This is a genomic window from Alkalihalobacillus phoenicis, assembly GCF_047302405.1.
Taxonomy (GTDB): Bacteria; Bacillota; Bacilli; order Bacillales; family Bacillaceae_D; genus Alkalihalobacillus.
The window spans coordinates 2,705,155-2,727,451 of record NZ_CP154853.1; the positions used below are offsets into that span (position 1 = coordinate 2,705,155).

A 22,297-nucleotide genomic window follows, 5' to 3' on the forward strand; every position below is an offset into this window, starting at 1 on the left:
CTTCTTAGACTATACATTCATGTTTGTTGATTAAATACTATTGGATCAACCTAGTCTACTCTACCCACGAATTACCTACACTTTTCGTGGGTGAGAGTAATTTATTCATTATTATACATTCCGTCAACTTTTGAGATTAGCTCACTCGAATTGTTATTCGTTGATTTTCTCTCTTTTATTCGCCTCGTCCTTTTTCATTCCAAGCATTGACTATCAAACTCCAGTTGCTTTCAATTTTTTCAGATAATAGAGGGTGCTACCTATTCCTATTAGAAGTAAACCTATTAATAGGATTTGATGAGTATTTGTTGCAGTTAGTGGCAATGTTTGACCATTGCTTAATTCATCTGCTTGTCCATTACCGCTTGAATTACCTGCTGCTGTGTTTTCAATTACGTCCTCTTCTTTTTCTTGAGGAGATAAATGACTAGATTCCTGCTCAGGAGTTAATAGGGGATCCTCTTTTGAAGAATCATTCTCCTCGTCTAATATCGGCTCATCGATCGGTTCGTCCGGTACGATTTCTTCTTCTATTCCTTCATCGTATTCGCTTGTCCGATATAAGTTAAAATCATCGAGTGTACCCCAAGCACCACCATCCGCCTTGATACTTGCTCCGATCGTAATCGTTCCATCAAGCACAAGAATTTCTAGGATTTCTGGGTTACTCCAGTTGTTCCACCCTCTTACCGATGTTGTTGTTGTAAATTCTTCATTTCCAGTCAAAGCATAGATCGACATATCCGCATTATGAGCATCTCCACCTTGGATAAAGGCTGAGAAATGATAGTAGCCTGGCTCTAGCCCGGTGATCGTTTGCTCGACTGAAAAATCAATAGCTTCTTCTGAATAAAAGTGTAAAGAGTAATCACCTGTTCTTGCATCAGCTGGGTTGTTCTGGAACTGTACGTGCTCTTGGACTCCTTCTGGGTAATTGATGTGCCACATACTTCGATCACTGTCTTCAAAACTTGGATTAAAGACTAGGTTTTTAGGTACGATTTGTAGATTTGCATAAACAACTTGCCCGTCTTCTAACCATCCCTCAATTTGATAGTTTCCTACGCCTTGATTTAAAGCCACTTCAAAGGCTTGTAGATCCCAAGTAACCGGAACCTCGCCCTCACTACCATCGTTATAAACGACTGTTACAGTACTAGGTAACTCAACATCGGAGCCTGCATTCATACTAATTGAGATATTTTTAATTTCATCTACCCCTAACGTCGCTACCGCTCCCGTATCAACATAATTAAAAATATTTATGGAAGCGAGAGGCTGTCCATTAAAATCAAATAACGCTTGGTTATCAACTGCACTCCCTCCATACCATTCACCTGCATCTTCAGGGTCATAGCTTGCTGCATAACTTGTTGCCCAACCAGAACCAAACTGTTCCCATATTTGTTTATTTTGCTCTAATTGAGCAGGTGGTCCAACAGGCAACCATGCCGGTTCCCAATAAAATACGCCAATTCCAGCCTCCCCAACATTAGCGACCGCTTCAATGACATCTCTTATAGCCGTTGCTTGTCCTTGAACCGTAATCGGATAATTTAAGACTTGCCCTGTTTCTTGAGGAGCTGTATTGCCATGTCCATCTCCATCCTCAGCAGTATACGTATAAGACGTTTCCGCCACCATGACTTGCTTGTCATATGTATCAGCAACATGAGTTAACACATTCGTCAAGTTATCTAATGTACCATGCCAAAACGGATAATAAGAGCTCGCAAAGACATCATAATCTACATGGTTTTGCTCAAGGGTCCTTGCAATGGTTTCGTATCTTCCCGCATTCTCAGGGTTTGTAAAATGTAACGCAACTAAAATAGTAGGGTCAATCTCCCTTACCGCACTTGATCCCGCATTAAATAATTCACTTATTCTCGCCCAATTGTTTTCTCCAACAAAAGCACTGGTTGTTTCATTTCCAATTTGAACCATGCCAATGTCAATTCCTGCTTCTAACATTGCTCCTAAACTATCTTTCGTAAATTGATAAACAGCCCCTTCTTTTTCTGCAAAGGAAAAATGTTCCCATACTTTTGGTGGATCTTGTTTCGCTGGATCTGCCCAAAAATCGGAGTAATGAAAATTAACGAGCAATTGCATGTTATTCTCGGTCGCTCGCTTCCCAATCTCTATCGCCGTTTCTAAATCATTGTTTCCTCCCCCATAGCCATTACCTTGCCCATCAAACGGGTCATTCCATATTCTGACACGCACATAGTTAACCCCTGCTTCTTTTAATGTTTTGAAAATATCTTGCTCAACACCAGCTTCGTTATAAAAAGTCACCCCACTATTTTCAAGAGCAATAATGCTTGAAATATCGACTCCTTTCATAAAATCATCTGACAACCCATCTACTCGTTTCACAAAAATTTCAGACTCTACTGCTTCTGGATCTGCAGGGTGCTCTTCATTCATTTGACTATTCGCTTTCACTGTTAATCCAGGTTGAAACCCCACTAATGTGCTTATTATCAACCCTATTGCAAGTATTGTTAAAAGCCCTTTTTGATATATTATTCGCCTCATCGATTTTCTCCTTTTCTACCTTTTTAATCATTATTTATGCTTCTCTCCTTACTAGACGCACTTTAATTGGCAACACCCCCTTTTTCAACTACTGCCAAGAGCAATTATGTTCCCACAAAAATAGTAAACGCTTACCTATATATTCAGGAAGAAGGCACCAACTCTATAAATAATAGTGTAGGTGCCTTCTCGATGAACTACTTAACTCTTGGTTGTTGAACGATTCTTACTTCATACTTCTCTAGGGTGACATCCCCGTGTAGCTTTTCATTTGTGACAAGATCAAACACGGTTGATGGAAACTCTACTGTTTGAAGTTCTTCCGTAAAATTCATAACAAATAGATAATCATTTTCATCATCTTGCCTTGCTTGAACGGAGACGCCTTTTCCATGCTTCACTTGGCTTACAGACTCTAATGCCAAATCCTCAATCACTTGATTATAAAAGTCGCGTTGGAAATCAGCTTCTAACCGTGCCCCGATATAATAGGTTTTTCCTTCTTTATACGAATGGCTTGTTACAGCTGGCGTATGTGCATAGAAATCTTCTAAGTATTGCCCTTCTACTTTAGCAGAATGAACCTCGATCACAGTTGCATAATCTTTTAATAAATACGTCTTATTATGATAGTGAACGTAATTTTTATCGTTTGGATAATACGTATCCGTCTCAAGCGGCTTAATTCCAAAAATTTCTTGAAGCTCTGAATGCCAGCCACCTAAATAGGTCAAATCGGATTCATTTACAATTCCACTTATATAAGTCATGACCAATCTACCACCATTTGCGACAAACGCTTTTAATCGTGCAATCGTATCTTCACTCACTAAATACAGCATCGGGACGATTAACAATTTATACGCAGAAAAATCTTGTTCCTTCGTAATGACATCAACTGGAATGTCCTTTTCCCAAAATGGGCGATAATGTTCTTGCAACGTTTGTGGATAACGTTTTGTCTCCATGCCAAAACCTTGTGCATCATTAAGTGCCCAATTGTTTTCCCAATCATACAAAATCGCAACTTCTGACGGACGGTTAGTACCAACAATCTTAGGAAGTGCTTTTAAAGTTTCTCCTACTTGAGCGACTTCCTTGAACACACGATTTTCAGCACTATTATCATGGTCCACCACTGCACCATGAAACTTCTCAGAAGAACCCCTTGATTTTCTCCACTGGAAATAAAGCACACTATCAGAGCCATGGGCAATCATTTGCATCGAAGAAAGTAAATGCATTCCTGGACGTTTGACTTTATTCACACTATGCCAGTTAACCCCGCTTGGAGTAGACTCCATCAACAAAAACGGTTGCTGCTTCATGCTTCGATACAAATCATTAATAAAGCCGACTTTCATCGCTAAATTGGCGGTCGTTTCCCAATCATTATGCCAAGCTGGATAGGCATCCCAACTGATGACATCCAAGTGTTTGGCAAACTTACTATAATCGAGACCTTGGAACGGAATCAAATCGAAAGTATCAGCCATAAAATTTGTTGTAATCGGAATGGTAGGCGATACTTCTCTTAATGGCACCACTTCATTTTCATAAAAGGAAATCGTTTGATCGGTTACGAATCGTCGCCAATCTAAGTTTAAGCCATGAACCATACTTTCCCCAATTGGTGATGGAGATTCAATTTGTGACCAATCGCTGAATGTATGACTCCAAAATGGCCCCCACCATGCGTCGTTTAATGCTTTTAAATCACTATTGTACTTTGACTTCAACCATTCTCTAAATGCATGTTGACAGTTGTCACAATGGCATTCGCCACCGTATTCATTGGAAATATGCCACATTAAAAGAGCGGGATGGTTTCCATATCTTTTAGCTAATAGACGATTCATTTGTTGAGTCTTCTCGCGGTACACTTTAGAGCTAAAACAGTGATTATGTCTTCCACCATGCAGCTGCTTCATCCGCTTTTCATTGACACGCAACACTTCTGGATACTTTTGTGACAACCAAGCAGGACGAGCCCCGCTCGGTGTCGCCAAAATGACTTTTCCACCTATTTCGTGAATATTATTAAAAATCTCATCCATCCATTCAAACTGATAAACACCTTCTTCTGGCTCTAGGGCACTCCAGGCAAAAATACCAATGGAGAATGTATTCGAATCGGACAATTTCATCAACTGCAAATCATCCGCTAATATATCAGGACGATCTAACCATTGATCGGGGTTGTAATCTCCGCCATGGAGCATAAATTCTGCGTTAGAAACACGTGATTTCTGAAAGTTTGACATAAGTATTCTCCTTTTAAAACTTAAATTATCCTTTTGTTCCCCCAGCCGTTAAACCTGATACAAAGTTCTTTTGTAAAAAGACAAAGATGAGTGCTACTGGAATACTAATGAGAATCGCTCCAGCGGCAAAGGTTGTATAACTTGCCCCCATTACATCATTGACTAAATTGTATAAACCAATTGGCAACGTATACGCTTCAGGGGTACGTAAGATCGTTGATGCTAAAATAAAGTCTCCGAGCGGTCCGACAAATCCATTGATAGCCACTACTGCAAGCATCGGTTTAGACAGGGGCAAAATAATTTGTAAAAAGATTCGCGTATTGCTTGCACCGTCAATTTTCGCACTTTCATCAAGATCAATTGGAATTGAATCCATATACCCTTTCATCAAGTACGTGTTCATCGGAATCAATCCACCAATGTAGAGCAAGATTAAAAGCCCGTGGCTGTTCATCATTCCAAGTAACTGCGCTAAAACGAACAAGGCTATTAAAGCAGAGAACTGCGGGATCATTTGCAGCAATAAGAATAGTGTAAGCCCGTGTTTTCTTCCTTTAAAGCGAAATCGGGAAAAGGCATAAGCCGTAAAGGAAACCGTAATTAACGTTCCAATCATCGTTAAAATACTAATCTTAATCGAGTTCTTGTACCATTGCGTGTATTGCAAACTCTCTTTGCCAGCAAACAATTCTCGATAATGGTCCAATGTTGGATTCTCCGGAATAATCGATGTACTGACTAAACTGTTTCCAGGATTAAAACTTGCACCTACTGTCCAAAGAAGGGGATATACGATGACAACCACCATAAAACTTAACAGTAAGTAAGAAACAAAGAGTCGAAAGAATTTCTTTTGCTTCATATTCGTTTTCATCTCTTACTCCCCCTCTTTGAATGAATTCGTTCGTCTGAATTGCCATAATGCGATTCCAATGACAAAAACAGATAATAAAATAGTTAAAGCAGCTGCTAATGCATATTGACTCGACTGCATCGTCAATTTATAAATCCAAGATACTAGTATATCAGTACCACCCGCTGTCGATCCTGGTACAGCTGGACCACCACCGTTGAATAGATAAATAATATTAAAATTGTTAAAGTTAAAAGTAAATTGAGTGATAATGATCGGTGCCATCGCAATTAAAATCATGGGCAATGTGATATGACGGAACTTTGAAAAAATCGAAGCCCCATCAACTGTCGCTGCTTCATATAAATCCTCAGGAATCGATTGTAAAATCCCAGTCGTCACAAGAAAAATATACGGAAATCCAAGCCAACCTTGAATCATAATTAACGCGATTTTTGTGTACATAGGATCTGTCATCCATGGTAACGCATTAATTCCAAAAAAGGCTAAGATGTCATTATTAATCGCTCCAAAACTATCATTAAATAACCCTGCAAAAATTAAAATCGTGACAAAGCCCGGTACCGCCCATGGCAAGATTAAAATCATGCGGAAGAACTTTTTAAAGCGGATATCTTTCTGATTGACAACAACCGCCAAAAAGATCCCAAGACTCACTTGCAAAGTAGAAGCAACTAATGTCCAAATAACGGTCCATGACAATACATCAAAAAAAGTAGAACGCCAAATATCAACCGTAAAAATAGATTTAAATGTATCAAGACCAACCCAATCAACCAAGTTCGCTGGTGGAGATGTGTAAAGATTATAGTTCGTAAAAGCTAAAGCAAAACTAAATAAAATCGGGAAAATCACTGCAAAAATTAAGATAAATAAAGACGGACCTGCTACTACATAAGGATAGCCTTGCTCAACAAGGTTCCGATACTGACTTTTCAGCGAATAGAGCTGCATGTTTTGATCACGCAATTTTCCATTCTTATAAGCATCTTTAAGATTCAAATAATAAATGGCAAGTCCAAAACACGTTACGATGAGGGCAATAATTCCTTCCGCTAATAAAAAGATAGAATTGTCTCGCGGCACCTCTGTTCCTAATGTAAATAGACCCCAAAACCCCATGTTTAATAAATCACCAAATACGAGAAAGAATGAAACCCCTAATGCTAAATAGATGATCCCTTTGACCCATTGTTTATTGTAAAATTGACCCAATCCAGGAATGATAGACAGTAATAAAGCCACTTTTCGATGTTGCACTTTTTTCACCTCTTTGGTTAAACACAAATGACGAAACAAAACCATTTTAGATTAAATGGTGCCAAACCACTCATCGAGTTTGACACCATTCTTTTTCAAAAGGATTATCGATTATGATTCGCTTCGATTTGTCCTCTAATTGTTTCTACCGCTTGATCTAATGCCTCTTGTGGTGTCGCTCTTCCTGTTGCCATCGTTTGAAGGGCCGCATCAATCGGATCCCAAACTTCATTCATCTCAGGAATATTTGGTGTCAATTCTGAAAATTGAGATTGCTCAGCAACCGCTTTTGCAGCATCACTTTCTGTCACAACTGGGTCATCTGCTAAAGCCTGAACAGCTGGCACTTCTAGTGTAAGTTCGTATCTTGTTTTTGAATTTTCTTCATTCGCTAGAAACTTAACAAGTTCTTCTGCTAACTCAGCATTTTTAGAGTAAAAGCTCACATTATAACTTTTTACCCCCATGAATGCGCTCATATTATCACCTTCACTTAATTCAGGTAATTTGGTTACACCATAATCAACGCCTGCACGTGCAAATGGTTCTAGATTCCAAGGTCCGGAAATAATGGCTGCTGCTTTTCCTTCACTAAATAAAGAGTCTAACACGCTAATTCCTTGCTCCCCAATGATACCTGCTGGAAAAAGGCCTTCTGCATAAAACTGTTGAATTTGCTCGGCACCTGCAATCGCACCTTCCGTATTTAGACCAATATCTGTTGGATCATAGTTCCCATCAGCATCTTGTCCAAACACGTATCCACCATAACCACCTAAGACACTCTGTGCATAATAGATTTGGTCAAATAAAGCTAAAAAGCCATATGTTCCATCACCTGTGATTTCTTTTGATAGCTCATACCACCCATCAAGCGTCGTAGGTAACTCCTCTTCCGATACTAAATCTTTATTGTAATAAAGCATGGTCGTTTCAACCGCTTTAGGTAATCCGTACACTTTACCATCTACCATTTGCGACATCATCGCAGCTTCCGTATAAATGGATTGAACATCCTCACCAACATTTAATTCTTTCAATAATCCTTCTGTCACAGCCGTCCCAATTTGGTCTCCAGGCATCGTAAACACATCTGGACCTGTTCCAGCTGGACCATCAAGGCGTAAATCTTCTATTTGTTGAGCATACGGCTTTTCAACAACTCGAACCGTTACATCATGAATTTCTTCAAACTCAGCAATCGCATCAGCAATTCCTTCTGATTTTTCCTGGTCTTCCCATACTAATAATTCTTTTGAGCCTGTATCTGCTGCTTGCTCTGGGTTATCTTCACTGCTTTCCTGAGGTCCACAAGCAACTAAAGCTAAACTTAACGCGACTGTACTCAAGATACCAAAAATCTTTTTATATCGTTTCATTTTCGACTCCCCTTTTGTTTTCTAATACGCTTTCTTTTATTGGAAGCGTTTTATTAAAAATAATATAGCATGCGTCTAATAAACTTGTAAACAATTATTTTACTTAATAAAGTAAAAGTTTTACTTAATTATTTTCCTGAAGGTTATTTAAACACTTTTCCAGATGCATTGCTCCCTCTTTCATTGTCACCTACTCCAAATTGCTAGCAGAAAATATTTGTACATCAAAAAACCTGCTCAAAAGATACTCCCTTTGAACAGGTTGATAGACTAAATGATCCTATTTTTCTTTTTACTTTGTGCTTTTTCGTATGACTAATTCTGCTCCAATATAAATAGTTTTGACGACTTTTCGTTTTTCAAGCACTTGTTCAACTAACAATTCCACCGCATTTTTACAAATTTCTCGTAAGTCAATATGATAGGTTGTTAAAGGTGGGGAAACATATTTGGCGACACTAATATTGTTAATACTAATGACACTAACACGATTCGGTATCGCAATTCCACTTTCATTCAATGCTTGAAGACAACCGACAGCAATCGGGTCGGCAGCTATAAAGAACGCACTCGGCAAATCATCACCTAATTGATGAACTGCCTTTTTCATCAGATTATAGCCATTCGCCACTGAAAACCCTCGATGCCAAAAGATATAATCATCATTCAACAATCCTTTTTCTTTCATATAGGCTCGAAAAGTCCGCTCCCGAATATCCATTTCATCGGAATCTGTGTTCGGATTGTGATATGTCCCACCGATAAATCCAATCTCTGTGTGCCCTTGTGCCATCAAAAAATCAACAGTATTACTCGTGATTTGGGCTAAGTCAGGCCTAACGGAATCATAATGATTTGGATCTGGTGTCGAATCAATGAATACCCCATTTAACGTTATACCTTTTAAATAGTCCAATTCCATATTTGAAAATGTTCCAACCGCAATAAAACCTTCTATACTATCCGGAATCCTTTCAATGCCTTCCGTTATCTTATAAGTTGTAAGTTCCACATTAAAATCTTGAGCCATTTTCTCAAGTTCCAACCTCATCGTTTTAAAATAAACATCCTCTAACTCCTCTTTGTCTGTTAACCAGTAGAGGAAGGCCATATTTTTTACTCGAGGTCTAACCGTTTTCTTCCGATAGTTCAATCGTTCAGCCACTTCGAATATTTTTTCACGCGTCTCATCCGGCACCGAAAGATTTGAATCATTATTCAACACCCGAGAAACGGTTGAAATCGAAAAGCCTGATTTTTCTGCTATATCTTTAATTTTTGCCACTTACTTCGGTCACCTCCTCACCCTTAATACACCGATAGCCAAAACCAATATGTAAATTTAAAATTAACTTAATGATTTAGTAAATTTTTTTACTTATTCTTGTCGGCAAAGTCCCATTTAATGAGACGGTCGACAAACGTTTTTTAAAGGCGAACAGCTTTCTTTAATAGGCCTTAGTTCAAATAAGATTTACTCCACGGTATTTCCAGGTCCAATTTGATAAATATATGCACAACCAAGAATACCACAAATGAATCAATAAATGAATTGGATAACCAATTGCTATGCAAGGAGTATTTCCTTATATAACTACTCCACTTCTAATCGTTTGGCTGCAGTAGTTTGGAGTTACCACACCATACACCAAAGAGGAGCGATGAACAGTTCACCTCTTTTCCTTCGACTATTTCATAATATTCGTTAAAGTTTTTTCTTTCTACGTCTTGCGTAATGAACTAAAAAATTGTACACTTTGGTTAACTTAATTAAATTAATTAATTAAGTAATACTCTATAAAACTAAAATGATCTGAGTCTATATATCATTATGCTTTAAGTTCTCAAGATCATTTACAGGAGATTATTATGACAACTACTTTACAATTAACAAAAGAATTTCAATCCATTTTCAATACGGCAAGCACACCTCGAATTTTCTTTGCACCTGGGCGCATCAACTTAATTGGCGAGCACACAGATTATAATGGTGGGCACGTCTTCCCTGCTTCGATTTCATTTGGGACATATGTGCTCGCACAGAAACGTAACGATCAAAAGCTCCGTTTTTATTCAATGAATTTCCCTGAAAACGGTATCATTGAATGTGATTTAAATGATTTATCGTATAACGAAGAACACCACTGGGCGAATTATCCAAAAGGGATGTTCCTTTATATAAAAGAAGCAGGCCATGAACTAACTCATGGAGCCGATATTTTATTCTTCGGAAACATTCCAAATGGAGCTGGTCTCTCTTCTTCGGCTTCGATTGAGCTTGCAACCGGTGTTTTAGCGGAAGGGTTATACAACCTTCACGTAACTCGCATTGAATTGGTTAAACTTGGTCAAAAGGTGGAAAATCAGTACATCGGCGTTAATAGTGGCATTATGGATCAATTTGCGATCGGTATGGGGAAACTTAATCATGCCTTACTACTAAACTGCGAAACACTTGAATATCACTATGCTCCCCTACAGTTAAACGACCATGTCATCATTATCATAAATACAAATAAACAACGAACTCTAGCAGGATCTAAATACAATGAACGCCGGACACAATGTGAAATGGCACTAAAAGACTTACAAACTGAATTATCTATTAAAAGTCTAGGAGAATTATCTCCTACTCAATTTGAAGAAAAGAAACACCTCATTCAAATTGGGACAAATCAAAAACGGGCCAAACATGCTGTTTATGAAAATGCTCGCACGCTTGAAGCTCTTGCTAAATTGCAAGCAGGCGATCTAACAAGCTTTGGTCAATTAATGAATCAATCACATGAATCGTTAAGAGATGATTATGAAGTTACTGGTCTTGAACTCGATACGATTGTTGAAGTTGCTTGGAGACTTGATGGAGTTGTCGGTGCCAGAATGACCGGAGCTGGGTTTGGCGGTTGTGCGATTGCCCTTGTTGAAAAAGACAAAGCTGACGCATTCAAGCAACAAGTGAATCAGATTTACACTGAAGAAATCGGATATTCAGCAACGTTTTATACAGCAAGCATTGGTGATGGAGCAAAAGAATTACATGAAGGAGCTGAATGAAAATGAGTGTACTCGTATTAGGTGGAGCTGGATATATAGGGTCACATGCCGTCTATCAATTGATTGATAAAGGCGAAGAAGTCGTGATTGTTGATAACCTTGAAACTGGTCATCTCGGGGCTATTCACCCTAAGGCCCGTTTTCATCAAGGCGATATTCGTCAGATTGAGTTTCTTCGCACTGTTTTTGAAAAAGAACAAATTGATGCGGTCCTTCATTTTGCAGCGAACTCGCTTGTCGGCGAATCGATGGAAAATCCGCTTAAATATTTTGATAACAATGTGTATGGAACACAGGTTTTGCTACAAGTAATGGTTGAGCACAATGTCAACAAAATTGTCTTCTCCTCTACTGCCGCAACATACGGAGAACCCGAAGCCGTACCGATTACAGAAGTAATGCCTACAAATCCAACGAGTACGTATGGAGAAACGAAATTAACGATGGAAAAAATGATCAACTGGACAAACAAAGCTCACGATGTTAATTACGTTTCTTTACGCTACTTTAATGTAGCCGGTGCACGGGAGACGACCGAAATAGGTGAAGATCACCGTCCCGAAACACATCTTATTCCAATCATTTTGCAAACCGCACTCGGTCAACGTTCTCACATTACCGTTTATGGAGAAGACTATGATACTCCAGACGGCACTTGTATTCGTGATTACGTTCATATTGAAGACCTTATCGATGCTCACCTATTAGCACTGAATTACTTAAGAAATGGTGGCACAAGTGACATTTTCAACTTAGGAAGCAGCACAGGTTTTTCTGTAAAAGAAATGATAGAAACGGCCCGAACGGTAACAGGTAAAGAAATCCCTGCCCAAATAGGAGAACGCCGAGCTGGTGACCCTAGCACATTAATCGCAAGTTCAAATAAAGCCAACAATATCCTTGGCTGGTCTCCAAAACGTACATCAATTACAAAAATAATAGAAGATGCGTGGAAGTGGCATTCTACCAATCCAAAAGGTTACGGAGAGGACGTGTAGAATTTGATTAATGAACACATTGCTGGATTAATAAAAAAAGCAACTGAGGCAGGACTGATTGAACATGCTGATCAACATTATGTATTAAATCAAGTCATTCATCAGCTTGGACTCGAGGCTTTCCCTGCATCAGTCACACAACCAACAGATGACACCATTCCGAACTTAATTGAAAAATTAATTGACTATGCGATTGAACAAAATGTGATTGAAGATGTTTTTGACGATAAAGAAATATTAGCCGCCAATATTATGAATACATTTATCGCACGTCCTTCCATCATAAACAAAACTTTTTATCAAAAATACGAGCAATCACCTGTAGAGGCAACCGACTATTTCTATAAATTAAGCCAAAACAGTAACTACATTCAAATGAACCGTATTCAAAAGAACATCTCGTTCAAAGCCGAAACGATGTACGGCGAGCTCGATATTACAATCAATTTGTCAAAACCAGAAAAAGATCCTGAACAAATTAAACGGGAACGTCTAATCAAAAACACCAATCATTACCCGAAATGTCTTTTATGTAAAGAAAACGAGGGATATGTCGGCCGAACTGGTTACCCAGCTCGCGCTAACCACCGTATTATTCAAGTTCCGCTTGAAGGGGAGAAGTGGTTTTTACAATACTCTCCGTATGTTTACTATAATGAGCACAGTATTTTACTCTCAGCAGAACATCGAGACATGAAGATTGATCGTAGCACATTCACACGATTGCTTCGTTTTACGGAAAAATTTCCACACTATTTTATCGGTTCTAATGCCGATTTACCGATTGTCGGTGGCTCGATTTTAAGTCATGATCACTATCAAGCAGGTCATTACGAATTTGCGATGACAAATGCACCAGAAATTGACTCTTTTAAGGTAAACGCCTATCCTGAAATTGAAGCTGCCATTTTAAAATGGCCGTTATCCGTCATTCGCTTAAAAAGCAAACAACTTGGAAAACTTGTTGACTGTGCAGATAACGTTTTGCAAACATGGAAATCGTATAACGACGAACAAGCAAACATTTTAGCCTTTACCAATTCAACACCACATAACACAATCACTCCGATTGCTAGAAAACGGGATGATGTTTATGAAATCGATCTTGTTCTACGTAACAACCGAACAACTAATGAACATCCACATGGCCTCTTCCATCCGCATGAAGATGTTCACCATATCAAAAAAGAAAACATTGGCTTAATTGAAGTAATGGGATTAGCTGTTCTTCCGCCAAGATTAAAAGATGAACTAGAAGATATTAAGAAATTTCTGTTGAACGAAGCTAATGAAGTCGCTGACTATCACCGACAATGGGCAAACGATATAAAAGCATCACATGGAACAATCACAAGTGAGCAACAAGCCGAAGCTGTCGTTCACCAAGAACTAGGAAAAAAATTCGTTCGCGTACTAGAAGATGCGGGTGTCTTTAAAGAGCAAACCTCATTCAAACGCTTTATCGACAAACTAAACAAATAGGAGTAAACCAATGAAACTCAGTCAAAAAGACGTATACAAATGGACCGAATACACCTTCACAAATGACAATGGCATGAGCGTCAGCGTCTTAAACTTTGGAGGCATCATTACAAAGCTCAATGTCCCAAATCGCGACGGCCTTCACGAAAACATCGTCGTCGGTTATAAAAACTACGAAGACTTTGAAAAAGACCCGAACTATTTTGGGGCAATCATTGGTCGAGTCGCCGGACGAATTCAAGGTTCTTCCTTTCAAATTAATGATAAAACATACAGCTTAGAAGCGAACAATGGTGCCAATCACTTACACGGGGGTTCCGAAGGGTTCCACCAGGTTATTTGGAACGTGGAACCGTTTCAAACTTCCGACACGATTGGGCTTACACTATCACACAAAAGTTTGGACGGAGAAGGCGGGTATCCAGGCAATGTGGATCTCCTTATCACTTATACCCTTTCAAACGATAATCAATTAACTCTTGATTATCAAGCTGAAAGTGACCAAACAACGCCCCTGACTTTAACAAATCACGCGTACTTTAATTTAAATGGTAACTTAAAAGAAACGGTGGATAACCATCAAATTACATTAGACAGCAGTCACTTTGTTGAACTCGACAGCCATTTAATTCCAACTGGAAACATTCTTCCTGTCGAGGACACAACGTTTGACTTTCGGGCAAGCCGCCCCTTAGTGGACGGCTTCAACGACACCTTTGAACAAAACAAAATCGCTGGCAGTGGTTACGATCATTATTTTGTTTTTGATCATAACATGGAAAACCAAGCTTCGATTTATGAACCAACAAGTGGCCGTGTCATGACAATCAAAACAAATCAACCCGGCATGGTCATGTACACAGGAAACTCCATGGGCCAAGAAAACGAATTAGCAGAAGGTCCTTCACAAAAACACTTAGGCGTCTGCTTCGAAACCCAAGGTTCACCCGCTAGCTTACATCACAACATCTTGCCAAGCATCATGCTAACAGCAAAACACCCCTATAAAAAACAGACTGTGTTTACGTTTTTTACTAAGTGAGATTAATAAGAAAACCGGCTTTGGCCGGTTTTCTTTATTACCCCTCGATTGAATCACTCACTCTTCCAGTTTCGAAAAAATCAAAACCACCCGTGATAACGGGTGGTTTGCTCTACGGCTGAAAGCCTTTGTTACTGACCAAACCCTAAAGGGCTACTGAACGGTTCGCCATGTGTACTCCTTTTACTGGCCAGACCTCAAAGGCCTACTTTTTGTATGATTTCTTCTTCTTTTTTAGTTCTTCACCTGTAAATGGGTCGACATATTCTAAAAGACTCAATTGTTCGGCCACTATATCATCTTGTATTTGATTTTTGATGTATTCTTGTATCACTTTCTTATTTCTCCCTACCGTATCTACATAGAAACCGGTACACCAAAATTTACGATTTCCATATCGATATTTTAGGTTGGCATGTCGATCAAAAATCATTAAACTGCTCTTCCCTTTCAAATAGCCCACAAATGAAGACACACTTATTTTAGGCGGAATACTAACCAACATATGTATATGGTCTACGCAGGCTGTTGCCTCTATAATCTCTACACCCTTTCGTTCACACAAGGTTCTTAAAATTTCACCTATATCTTTTTTTAGTCTCCCATAAATAGCTTGCCTCCTATATTTGGGTGCAAACACAATATGATACTTACAATTCCACTTTGTGTGTGCTAAACTGTTAGTGTCTTTTGACATGAAAACTCCTCCGTATGCTTGATATTCTGGTTGGCGAACCAAAATATATTTTAGCACCTCGGGGGAGTTTTTTTAATACCTCGCTCTAAGCTTTTTGGAACCCTAGGCCGAGCCTAGGGTTTTCATTTCCACAAAGAAAAAGCACACCAACATACGAGTTGATGTGCTGAAGTAATCTTACACTATCCACCGACTATTTGGTTAATTTCTGCTAGTAATTGCTTTTGAATTTCATCGACTTTTGTAAAGTCCATTGCTTCAATATAGTATGCTTCTAAATCATCGCGAAGTGCTTTCGCTTCTGCTAAATAAGAAACGCCTTCTTTCATTTTGTCTTTGTATGGTTTCGTCGTTCTCTCGATATCCTTTGCAAACGTTTCATCGGTTCCTTCTGCAATGCATCTTGTATACATATCGATCACTTCATCTGACTCACGTTCAGGAAAATATTCGTGCGGTGCCGTACTATCAAAGATAGCGAAGTTTTTCTCACGTACAATGACCATATCTAAACTATTAGGATCAAACCCGCAATGATACACTTCAACAGTATATCCTTTCGCTTCTCCTGCGGCTGCGATTTTCTTTAACATCGTTGATTTTCCAGAGCCAGCTCGCCCCTTAATGAAAAATCGCTTAGTGATGTCCTCTGTTAAGTTTTGAATAAAATCAACTGCCCCTTTTGGAGTCGCCGCTCCTAAGAATCGATGCTTTACTTTCGCTGACTTCTCACAAACATCTTCTCCATAAAAACGGGCAATTAGCTCTTCTGTTAGTTTATTTGCTTCAGAAAAATCCATATTGGAAATATAAATATCTTCAATATCATCATGGGCTCTCAGTGCAGCGGCGAAGGTGTCATAAGCTTTTTGGAATGTCTGAGCAATTGTTTGATTCAAAGCAAGAATGTCTCCTTTATGTGTAGCTAGCTTCTTCGAGTCCCAAGCAACACCTAAATTGACATATTCCTCAATGACACCAGGTGCTTTCGGTTCAATCACATGTGGTGCTGTGCCATCCACGATTCCAACGAGAAACTGTGGAAGAATGATGCCATCAATAGAATCGTTATCAGAAGCACAATGTAAATATTCAACATCGAGCCCTTTGCTCACCATTTCTTCCCCAATCGATTTCATTAACGATGATTTTCCTGTTCCTGGACCCCCTTTTAAAATAAACAAGCGATTTAATCCCTCTAAGACAGAGTCATACAAGCTATAAAATCCCTTGGCTGTATTCCCACCTGCATAATAATTTGATACCTTTCCACGCATCCAATCACCTCTTACCCTTTTACCTCAACATATGTAAATAATCTAACAAGGGTGATTGCCTATGATATTCGGTCGAGGCAACTGAAAAAGTCTCAACATCAGCTTTCTCTTAGAAAAATCAAAGGCTATCTATGTAAATAGTCGTTCAAAGGATCAAATTGTTTTTTTATGCTCCATAACGGAGCGAGCGGAATGCCTGGAGACTCCTGCGAGAATAGTGATGGACGGGAGACCCCCGCAGCATCAGGAGGCTCCCGACTCACCCGCGGAGTATAGCTAACTAATGTAACCATATTTTTACCGAGTAGACCGTTTTTCAATGGGCTCACTTGACGTGAGGGGGCTTTCGATTCACCGCGTAATGCGTAGGGGTATACAGAGCTGGCGGTGTAATCCAAATCACCCAGACTAATTTTAACTAACAGGACTTTTTCAGTGGCCACGATTCGGGCAGTATTGGTCTATGTTTTGTTTAACGAACTTACCCATCTCTAATCAGCCTTGTATACAGCTTCTATTCGTCGGCTCTTGCCTTAGGCTAACAGTTCCCTATTGCCAAGTCTGTCGCGGACTTTCACTGCCTAGCTATCACCCATGCCAGGCACACTTAAAAACCACTATAGTTTTTAAAACACTACAGTGGCTTCCTATTTAATGAAGATTCTATTTTACGATCGGTATTAACCATAGAAAAAATTGATAACCTAAATAAATCCCTAATATTCCTAATATTCCAGAAAGAGCTGAGGGAGCTGGAATTGGCAATTTTATTAACCCAAAAACAAAACCTACTAAAGCCCCGGCTAACAAAGCTAAAAATAATTGCAACATTTTTTCACCTACTTTACTTTGTAAAGTATTATGAGTCCTAACACAAAAGCCATTAAATATTTTTAAACTTTTGTACCTGATTGGAAATAGCCGTTTCAGTAGGTAATCGTTCAATACTTGAAGCTCCAAAAAATCCAGAAACCCCATCGGTTTTACTCAATACATATGCCGCATCTTCTGGTTCTGATATCGGACCGCCATGACAAAGTACAATAATATTTTCATTAACAGCTTTTCCAGCATCATGTATTTCTTGAACGAGTTTAATAGAATCATCTAGACTCATTGCAGTTTGGGCACCTATAGCTCCTTTTGTTGTTAGGCCTACATGGGCAACGAGTATATCAGCACCCGCTTCAGCCATCTTTTTTGCCTCTTCTTTATTAAACACATATGGAGACGTAACAAGGCCTATATTATGTGCTTTTCTAATCATTTCAACTTCTAAATCATAACCCATCCCAGTTTCTTCAAGGTTCTGACGAAACTGACCATCACATAAACCAACTGTTGGAAAATTTTGAACACCAGCAAATCCCATATCCTTTAATTGCGTCAAAAACAGCTCCATGTTTCGGAAAGGGTCCGTTCCGCATACCCCTGCCAACACAGGTGTATCTTCAACAATAGTCAAAACTTCATTTCCCATTTCGATAACTATTTGATTAGCATCCCCATAGGGCATTAAACCTGCTAACGAACCCCGTCCAGCCATACGATATCGACCAGAATTATAAATAATGATCAAATCAATACCGCCCCTTTCTGCACTTTTGGCAGATAAACCTGTCCCAGCTCCTCCTCCAATTATTACTTCATTATTTTCAATGTTCTCACGTAATCGCCTTAATACTTCTTCTCTTATTCTAGTCATGCCTTTACCTCCTTTTTTAATAATTGTAACAATTGCTCAACAATTAAATCAGCTACTATTGGGTCATTTATATCCTCTTCAACTTCAATAAATCGAACGTCTGGATTTAGATTTTTCTTCAAACTGTTATATAAAGACTCCCGTTGTTGGGTTCCTTCAAATGGTTGTCCTTCTCTGTCTAAAAGAGAAACACCACCTTTTGGAAATACAACGACAGAACTCTGAGGGGCTTGATTGATTTTTTGAGCAATAATTTCTCCGATTTGAATATTCTCTTCAACCGTGGTCCTCATCAATGTCGTTGTAGGATTATGCTGATAGAAAAGGCGCTCCTTAAATTGCTCGGGAATCGTGTCACGTGGCCCGAAATTCACCATGTCTAACGCTCCAACCGAAACAACTTGTGGAATCTTCATCATAGCCGCACTTTCAAGTCGCTGTGCCCCTGCACTGAAAACTCCTCCTACTAATTGATCAGCAAATTCTGTCGTTGTGATATCTGCAACTCCTTCAATATAGCCATCTTGAATAAGAGCTTCCATCGCATCTCCACCAGTGCCTGTCGCATGAAAGACTAGTACGTCATAGCCTTTTGCTTCTAACTCTTTTCTTGCTTTTGTTACACAAGGAGTGGTCACTCCAAACATCGTCGTCGCAATCATCGGTTTCTTTATAACATCTACTTCTATGTCTGCCCCTTTAACCATTCCTGCCAAGGCATTGGCACCATTTTTTAAAATTTGTGCGGATAAACTATTAATACCAGCAATATCAACGACAGAAAACATCATCATTATGTCTTTCTCCCCAATATACGGACGAGTATTTCCCGAAGCAACGGTCGAGATAATCAATTTTGGAATACCAATTGGTGATTTCTTCATAGCAGTTGCCGCTACTGTTGTACCGGCCGTACCTCCCATCCCAAAGATCCCCGCCACTTTTTGTTCATTAACTAGTTTTTGAATGAAAGATGACGCTCCTTCTGCCATCGTAGCAACCGCTAAACCACGATCATTTTTCCTTTGAAGCTCATTAAGTGTAACTCCTCCAGCAGCGGCTACCTCTTTATTGGAAATATCAGCTTCAAAAGTAGTTTCATAGATTCCTGTATTCATTATTATCGTAGAAATACCACTCTTCTTTAAAATTGAATCAACATAACGAAATTCCGCTTCCTTTGTATCCAATGAGCCAATGATCACCACTTTTTTACTCATAGGTTCCTCCTCACGCATTTACTTTTAAAATCTTTTCAAACAACTCTTTCGTTTGGCGGATTACTTCTACTTCCCCGATTTTGTCTTGTTGATAAAAAGATGGGTAATGTGTATCGATAGTAAGAATAGCTTCTGGATCCCCTTCTGAAACTGCACTTAATATTTCCTCGTGATTAAAGTCATCTTTTCCAGCAATCGCAAAGTTATTAAAACGTCCATATGGTGTGTGTTCTGTAATGGAATTTACTTCTCTTGAGGCCCCTTTTAAGTGAATAGACGCAATATGTCCTTTAATTGATTCATAAGCTTTAACAGTAGGATACTCACCGCTACGCCATCCATTAACAATGTCCCAATTTAATTTTAGATTGGGATGATTTGTTTGCTTCATTAACTCTCCCAGCTCTTTACAAGAGTTTGCTAATGTTGGAGGTTCATTTTCGACTAAAATAATTTTTCCTCTTTGTTTTGCATGTTCGGCATGCCTTAACAGAACATTTGCATTATGATTGTACTCTTGCTGCTTTTCAAAAGAGGATAAAGTATCAAAATTAGCTTTTCGGTGCAACGGATAGATCCTTACATGTGGAGCATGAAAGGCTTCTGCCAAATCAAACAGACGGTTCAACTGAGATGTCATTTCAAGATGATGACTGTCATCATAATTGTCATATTTAGGTGGCCCTGAAAAGGTACATGGATTTACAGCCCATGAACTTAACGTCGAGACTTGTAACCCATAACTCTCAACCAATTCCCGTAAATCTCTCGCTTTTTTTACTGAAATCGTATCGATGGTATCGCCATCAAGCTTAGCTCTTAACTCAACATAGTCAAAACCAAGCTCTTTTGCTGAAACAATCGCTTCTTCAAATAATTCCTTTCCAAACATATCTGTCACAACACTAAATTTCATCGTGTTTTCCTCCCCCTTCTATAGTTCAATCCATTTGCCTGCTTTATTATTTTTGTACGCTTCAAAGATTTTGGTCAAATGCCAAGCGTCTCGTAGTGTTGCTCGTTCGACTTGCTTATTATTTAAAATCGCATGAGCAAAATGATTAACACTTTGCACCATTCCTTGAGTAAATAGGTTTTTATTATGAAGCTGCCCTAAAGAAAATTCTGGTTCCCAATGAATGGGTCCATTTGTTGGATCATCACCAATAAAAGATGGGGCTTTCCCATAATCACCACTTCCTTTTTTCCCTTGATAATATGCTAGCCTTATTGCATTATCGATAATGACATTTTGATGATCTCCAATGATCTCATAACGTTCATTTGGGCTTGTTTCTGACTGGGTTGATGGTAAATGCAAGCTACCTATCGCACCTGACTGAAACTTAAAGAGCGTTTGCACGTTGCCACTTGGTTGATGTTCAATAAAACACATTTCTTTCACATCTCCCAATAAATAATGCATTCCTGACATTGGATGGCATATATCTAAAAACCAGTGAAGCCCTTTCCGTTCACCTAGTTCTTCCTGAAATGGTGTTAACGTCAATGGATAACGGCCAGTCATAGACACCGGTTCACCAAAATCTTGAGCTTCAATAATTTTCTTTGCACCGACAAATGATGGATAAAAATATCGTTTATTTGAAACAAGAATTTGCACGCCTGTCTTCTCTTGTAACTCTAGTAAACTTTCTGCTTCCTGAGTCGTGTACGAGATTGGCTTTTCTACCCAAATTGGCAGACCCGCCTGCATAAGATCCGGCAATATTTTCGGATAAAGTGGATGACCATTTTTGTCAAAATTAAGGACAATAAACACAGCATCCAAATCTTCTTTTTTAATCATTTCCATGTAATCCGTATAAGCTCTTTTCGCTCCAAATCTATTACGATAAATCTCTGCCCTTTCTAGATTTAAGTCACAAACAGCAACTAAATCTATTGGGGCATAATCAAATGTTGGATATACATTACGAAACGAATGAGCTCCACACCCAATAAATCCCACATTAATCTTATTTGAATACTCGTAATTAAATTTAATTGTCTCCACTTACCATTTCTCCCTTCCTATCATTCCCCAATTGTTTGTCTGTCAGGTGCTGAATAAACAATGATCATACGACAAGGTTCCCAGCTCGTAACCGTCGCGTTATGTGGCACATTTCTAGGTATTCTAAGCATCATTCCTGGTTTTAAGTGATAACTTTCATCCCCTAGTGTATGGTCACATTCTCCCGATAAAACGAAAATTAATTCTTCGCAGTTCGGGTGTATATGTCTAGGATTAGAAGTACCAGCATTGATATAAACCATCCCAAATGTCATTTCACTATTCGGATCAATTTCTTGACCACAAAGCCATTGAATACCTCCCCAATCCATTGGAAGCAAATGCTTTTCTTCATTTAAATCTGTTATTGTAACTTGTGTTTTCTCAGTCATAAAGCTCTCCTCTTTTCCATGTAAAAATTTGAATACAACTTTCTTTCACTACAGTAGTAATAAGAGACTTTTAAAAAAGTTTTGTTGAA

At 38.9% G+C, this 22,297-nt stretch carries 18 protein-coding genes; 4 read left to right on the forward strand and 14 right to left on the reverse strand.

The features are described 5' to 3' along the window. Positions 1-213 precede the first annotated feature (213 nt). The 6 genes from AA0017_RS12915 to AA0017_RS12940 all read right to left on the reverse strand — a co-directional run bounded on the left by AA0017_RS12915 (position 214) and on the right by AA0017_RS12940 (position 9,609). On the reverse strand, positions 214-2,544 hold the full coding sequence (locus AA0017_RS12915) for a glycosyl hydrolase 53 family protein (RefSeq protein ID WP_413374958.1): 2,331 nt from the start codon (positions 2,542-2,544) through the stop codon (positions 214-216). A 197-nt stretch (positions 2,545-2,741) separates the two neighbouring features. After that, complete coding sequence (locus AA0017_RS12920) at positions 2,742-4,808, reverse strand: beta-galactosidase (protein WP_413374959.1); 2,067 nt, start codon at positions 4,806-4,808, stop codon at positions 2,742-2,744. Positions 4,809-4,833: 25 nt separating this feature from the next. Next, complete coding sequence (locus tag AA0017_RS12925) at positions 4,834-5,685, reverse strand: sugar ABC transporter permease (RefSeq protein WP_413374961.1); 852 nt, start codon at positions 5,683-5,685, stop codon at positions 4,834-4,836. Positions 5,686-5,688: 3 nt separating this feature from the next. Further along, positions 5,689-6,945 (reverse strand): ABC transporter permease subunit, encoded by a 1,257-nt coding sequence (locus AA0017_RS12930; protein WP_413374963.1) that lies wholly within the window; start codon positions 6,943-6,945, stop codon positions 5,689-5,691. A 104-nt stretch (positions 6,946-7,049) separates the two neighbouring features. Next, a complete protein-coding gene (locus AA0017_RS12935; protein ID WP_413374965.1) occupies positions 7,050-8,324 on the reverse strand; it encodes an extracellular solute-binding protein in 1,275 nt (424 codons plus the stop codon). A gap of 292 nt (positions 8,325-8,616) precedes the next feature. Next, positions 8,617-9,609, reverse strand: coding sequence for a LacI family DNA-binding transcriptional regulator (locus tag AA0017_RS12940; RefSeq protein WP_413374967.1), 993 nt, complete (start codon positions 9,607-9,609; stop codon positions 8,617-8,619). A gap of 584 nt (positions 9,610-10,193) precedes the next feature. Here AA0017_RS12940 and AA0017_RS12945 point away from each other — a divergent pair. The 4 genes from AA0017_RS12945 to AA0017_RS12960 are packed head-to-tail and all read left to right on the forward strand — an operon-like array spanning position 10,194 to position 14,900. After that, on the forward strand, positions 10,194-11,378 hold the full coding sequence (locus AA0017_RS12945) for a galactokinase (RefSeq protein ID WP_413374969.1): 1,185 nt from the start codon (positions 10,194-10,196) through the stop codon (positions 11,376-11,378). A 2-nt stretch (positions 11,379-11,380) separates the two neighbouring features. Then, the gene (gene galE / locus AA0017_RS12950; RefSeq protein WP_413374971.1) at positions 11,381-12,376 is read left to right on the forward strand and encodes a UDP-glucose 4-epimerase GalE; all 996 of its coding nucleotides are present in this window, start codon (positions 11,381-11,383) and stop codon (positions 12,374-12,376) included. Between the two features lie 3 nt (positions 12,377-12,379). Then, positions 12,380-13,858, forward strand: coding sequence for a UDP-glucose--hexose-1-phosphate uridylyltransferase (gene galT, locus AA0017_RS12955; RefSeq protein ID WP_413374974.1), 1,479 nt, complete (start codon positions 12,380-12,382; stop codon positions 13,856-13,858). Between the two features lie 10 nt (positions 13,859-13,868). Beyond that, complete coding sequence (locus AA0017_RS12960) at positions 13,869-14,900, forward strand: aldose epimerase family protein (protein ID WP_413374975.1); 1,032 nt, start codon at positions 13,869-13,871, stop codon at positions 14,898-14,900. Between the two features lie 205 nt (positions 14,901-15,105). On the opposite strand, the gene tnpA is transcribed toward AA0017_RS12960, so the two are convergent. The 8 genes from tnpA to AA0017_RS13000 form a co-directional block, all read right to left on the reverse strand. Further along, entirely contained in the window at positions 15,106-15,597 is a 492-nt protein-coding gene (tnpA, locus tag AA0017_RS12965) for an IS200/IS605 family transposase (protein WP_413374543.1), read from the reverse strand. A 182-nt stretch (positions 15,598-15,779) separates the two neighbouring features. After that, positions 15,780-16,874 (reverse strand): PRK06851 family protein, encoded by a 1,095-nt coding sequence (locus tag AA0017_RS12970; protein WP_413374977.1) that lies wholly within the window; start codon positions 16,872-16,874, stop codon positions 15,780-15,782. A gap of 663 nt (positions 16,875-17,537) precedes the next feature. Beyond that, the gene (locus AA0017_RS12975; protein WP_413374978.1) at positions 17,538-17,705 is read right to left on the reverse strand and encodes a XapX domain-containing protein; all 168 of its coding nucleotides are present in this window, start codon (positions 17,703-17,705) and stop codon (positions 17,538-17,540) included. A gap of 52 nt (positions 17,706-17,757) precedes the next feature. Continuing rightward, on the reverse strand, positions 17,758-18,579 hold the full coding sequence (locus AA0017_RS12980) for a phosphoenolpyruvate hydrolase family protein (RefSeq protein WP_413374980.1): 822 nt from the start codon (positions 18,577-18,579) through the stop codon (positions 17,758-17,760). After that, positions 18,576-19,799, reverse strand: coding sequence for a Tm-1-like ATP-binding domain-containing protein (locus AA0017_RS12985; protein WP_413374982.1), 1,224 nt, complete (start codon positions 19,797-19,799; stop codon positions 18,576-18,578). The genes AA0017_RS12980 and AA0017_RS12985 overlap by 4 nt, the downstream gene beginning before the upstream one ends. A 10-nt stretch (positions 19,800-19,809) precedes the next feature. Further along, positions 19,810-20,715 carry a sugar phosphate isomerase/epimerase family protein gene (locus AA0017_RS12990; protein ID WP_413374984.1) on the reverse strand — a complete coding sequence of 302 codons (906 nt, stop codon included), beginning with the start codon at positions 20,713-20,715 and terminating at the stop codon, positions 19,810-19,812. Between the two features lie 18 nt (positions 20,716-20,733). Then, complete coding sequence (locus tag AA0017_RS12995) at positions 20,734-21,816, reverse strand: Gfo/Idh/MocA family protein (RefSeq protein ID WP_413374986.1); 1,083 nt, start codon at positions 21,814-21,816, stop codon at positions 20,734-20,736. Between the two features lie 20 nt (positions 21,817-21,836). Then, on the reverse strand, positions 21,837-22,208 hold the full coding sequence (locus AA0017_RS13000; RefSeq protein WP_413374988.1) for a cupin domain-containing protein: 372 nt from the start codon (positions 22,206-22,208) through the stop codon (positions 21,837-21,839). Between the last annotated feature and the right edge of the window lie 89 nt (positions 22,209-22,297).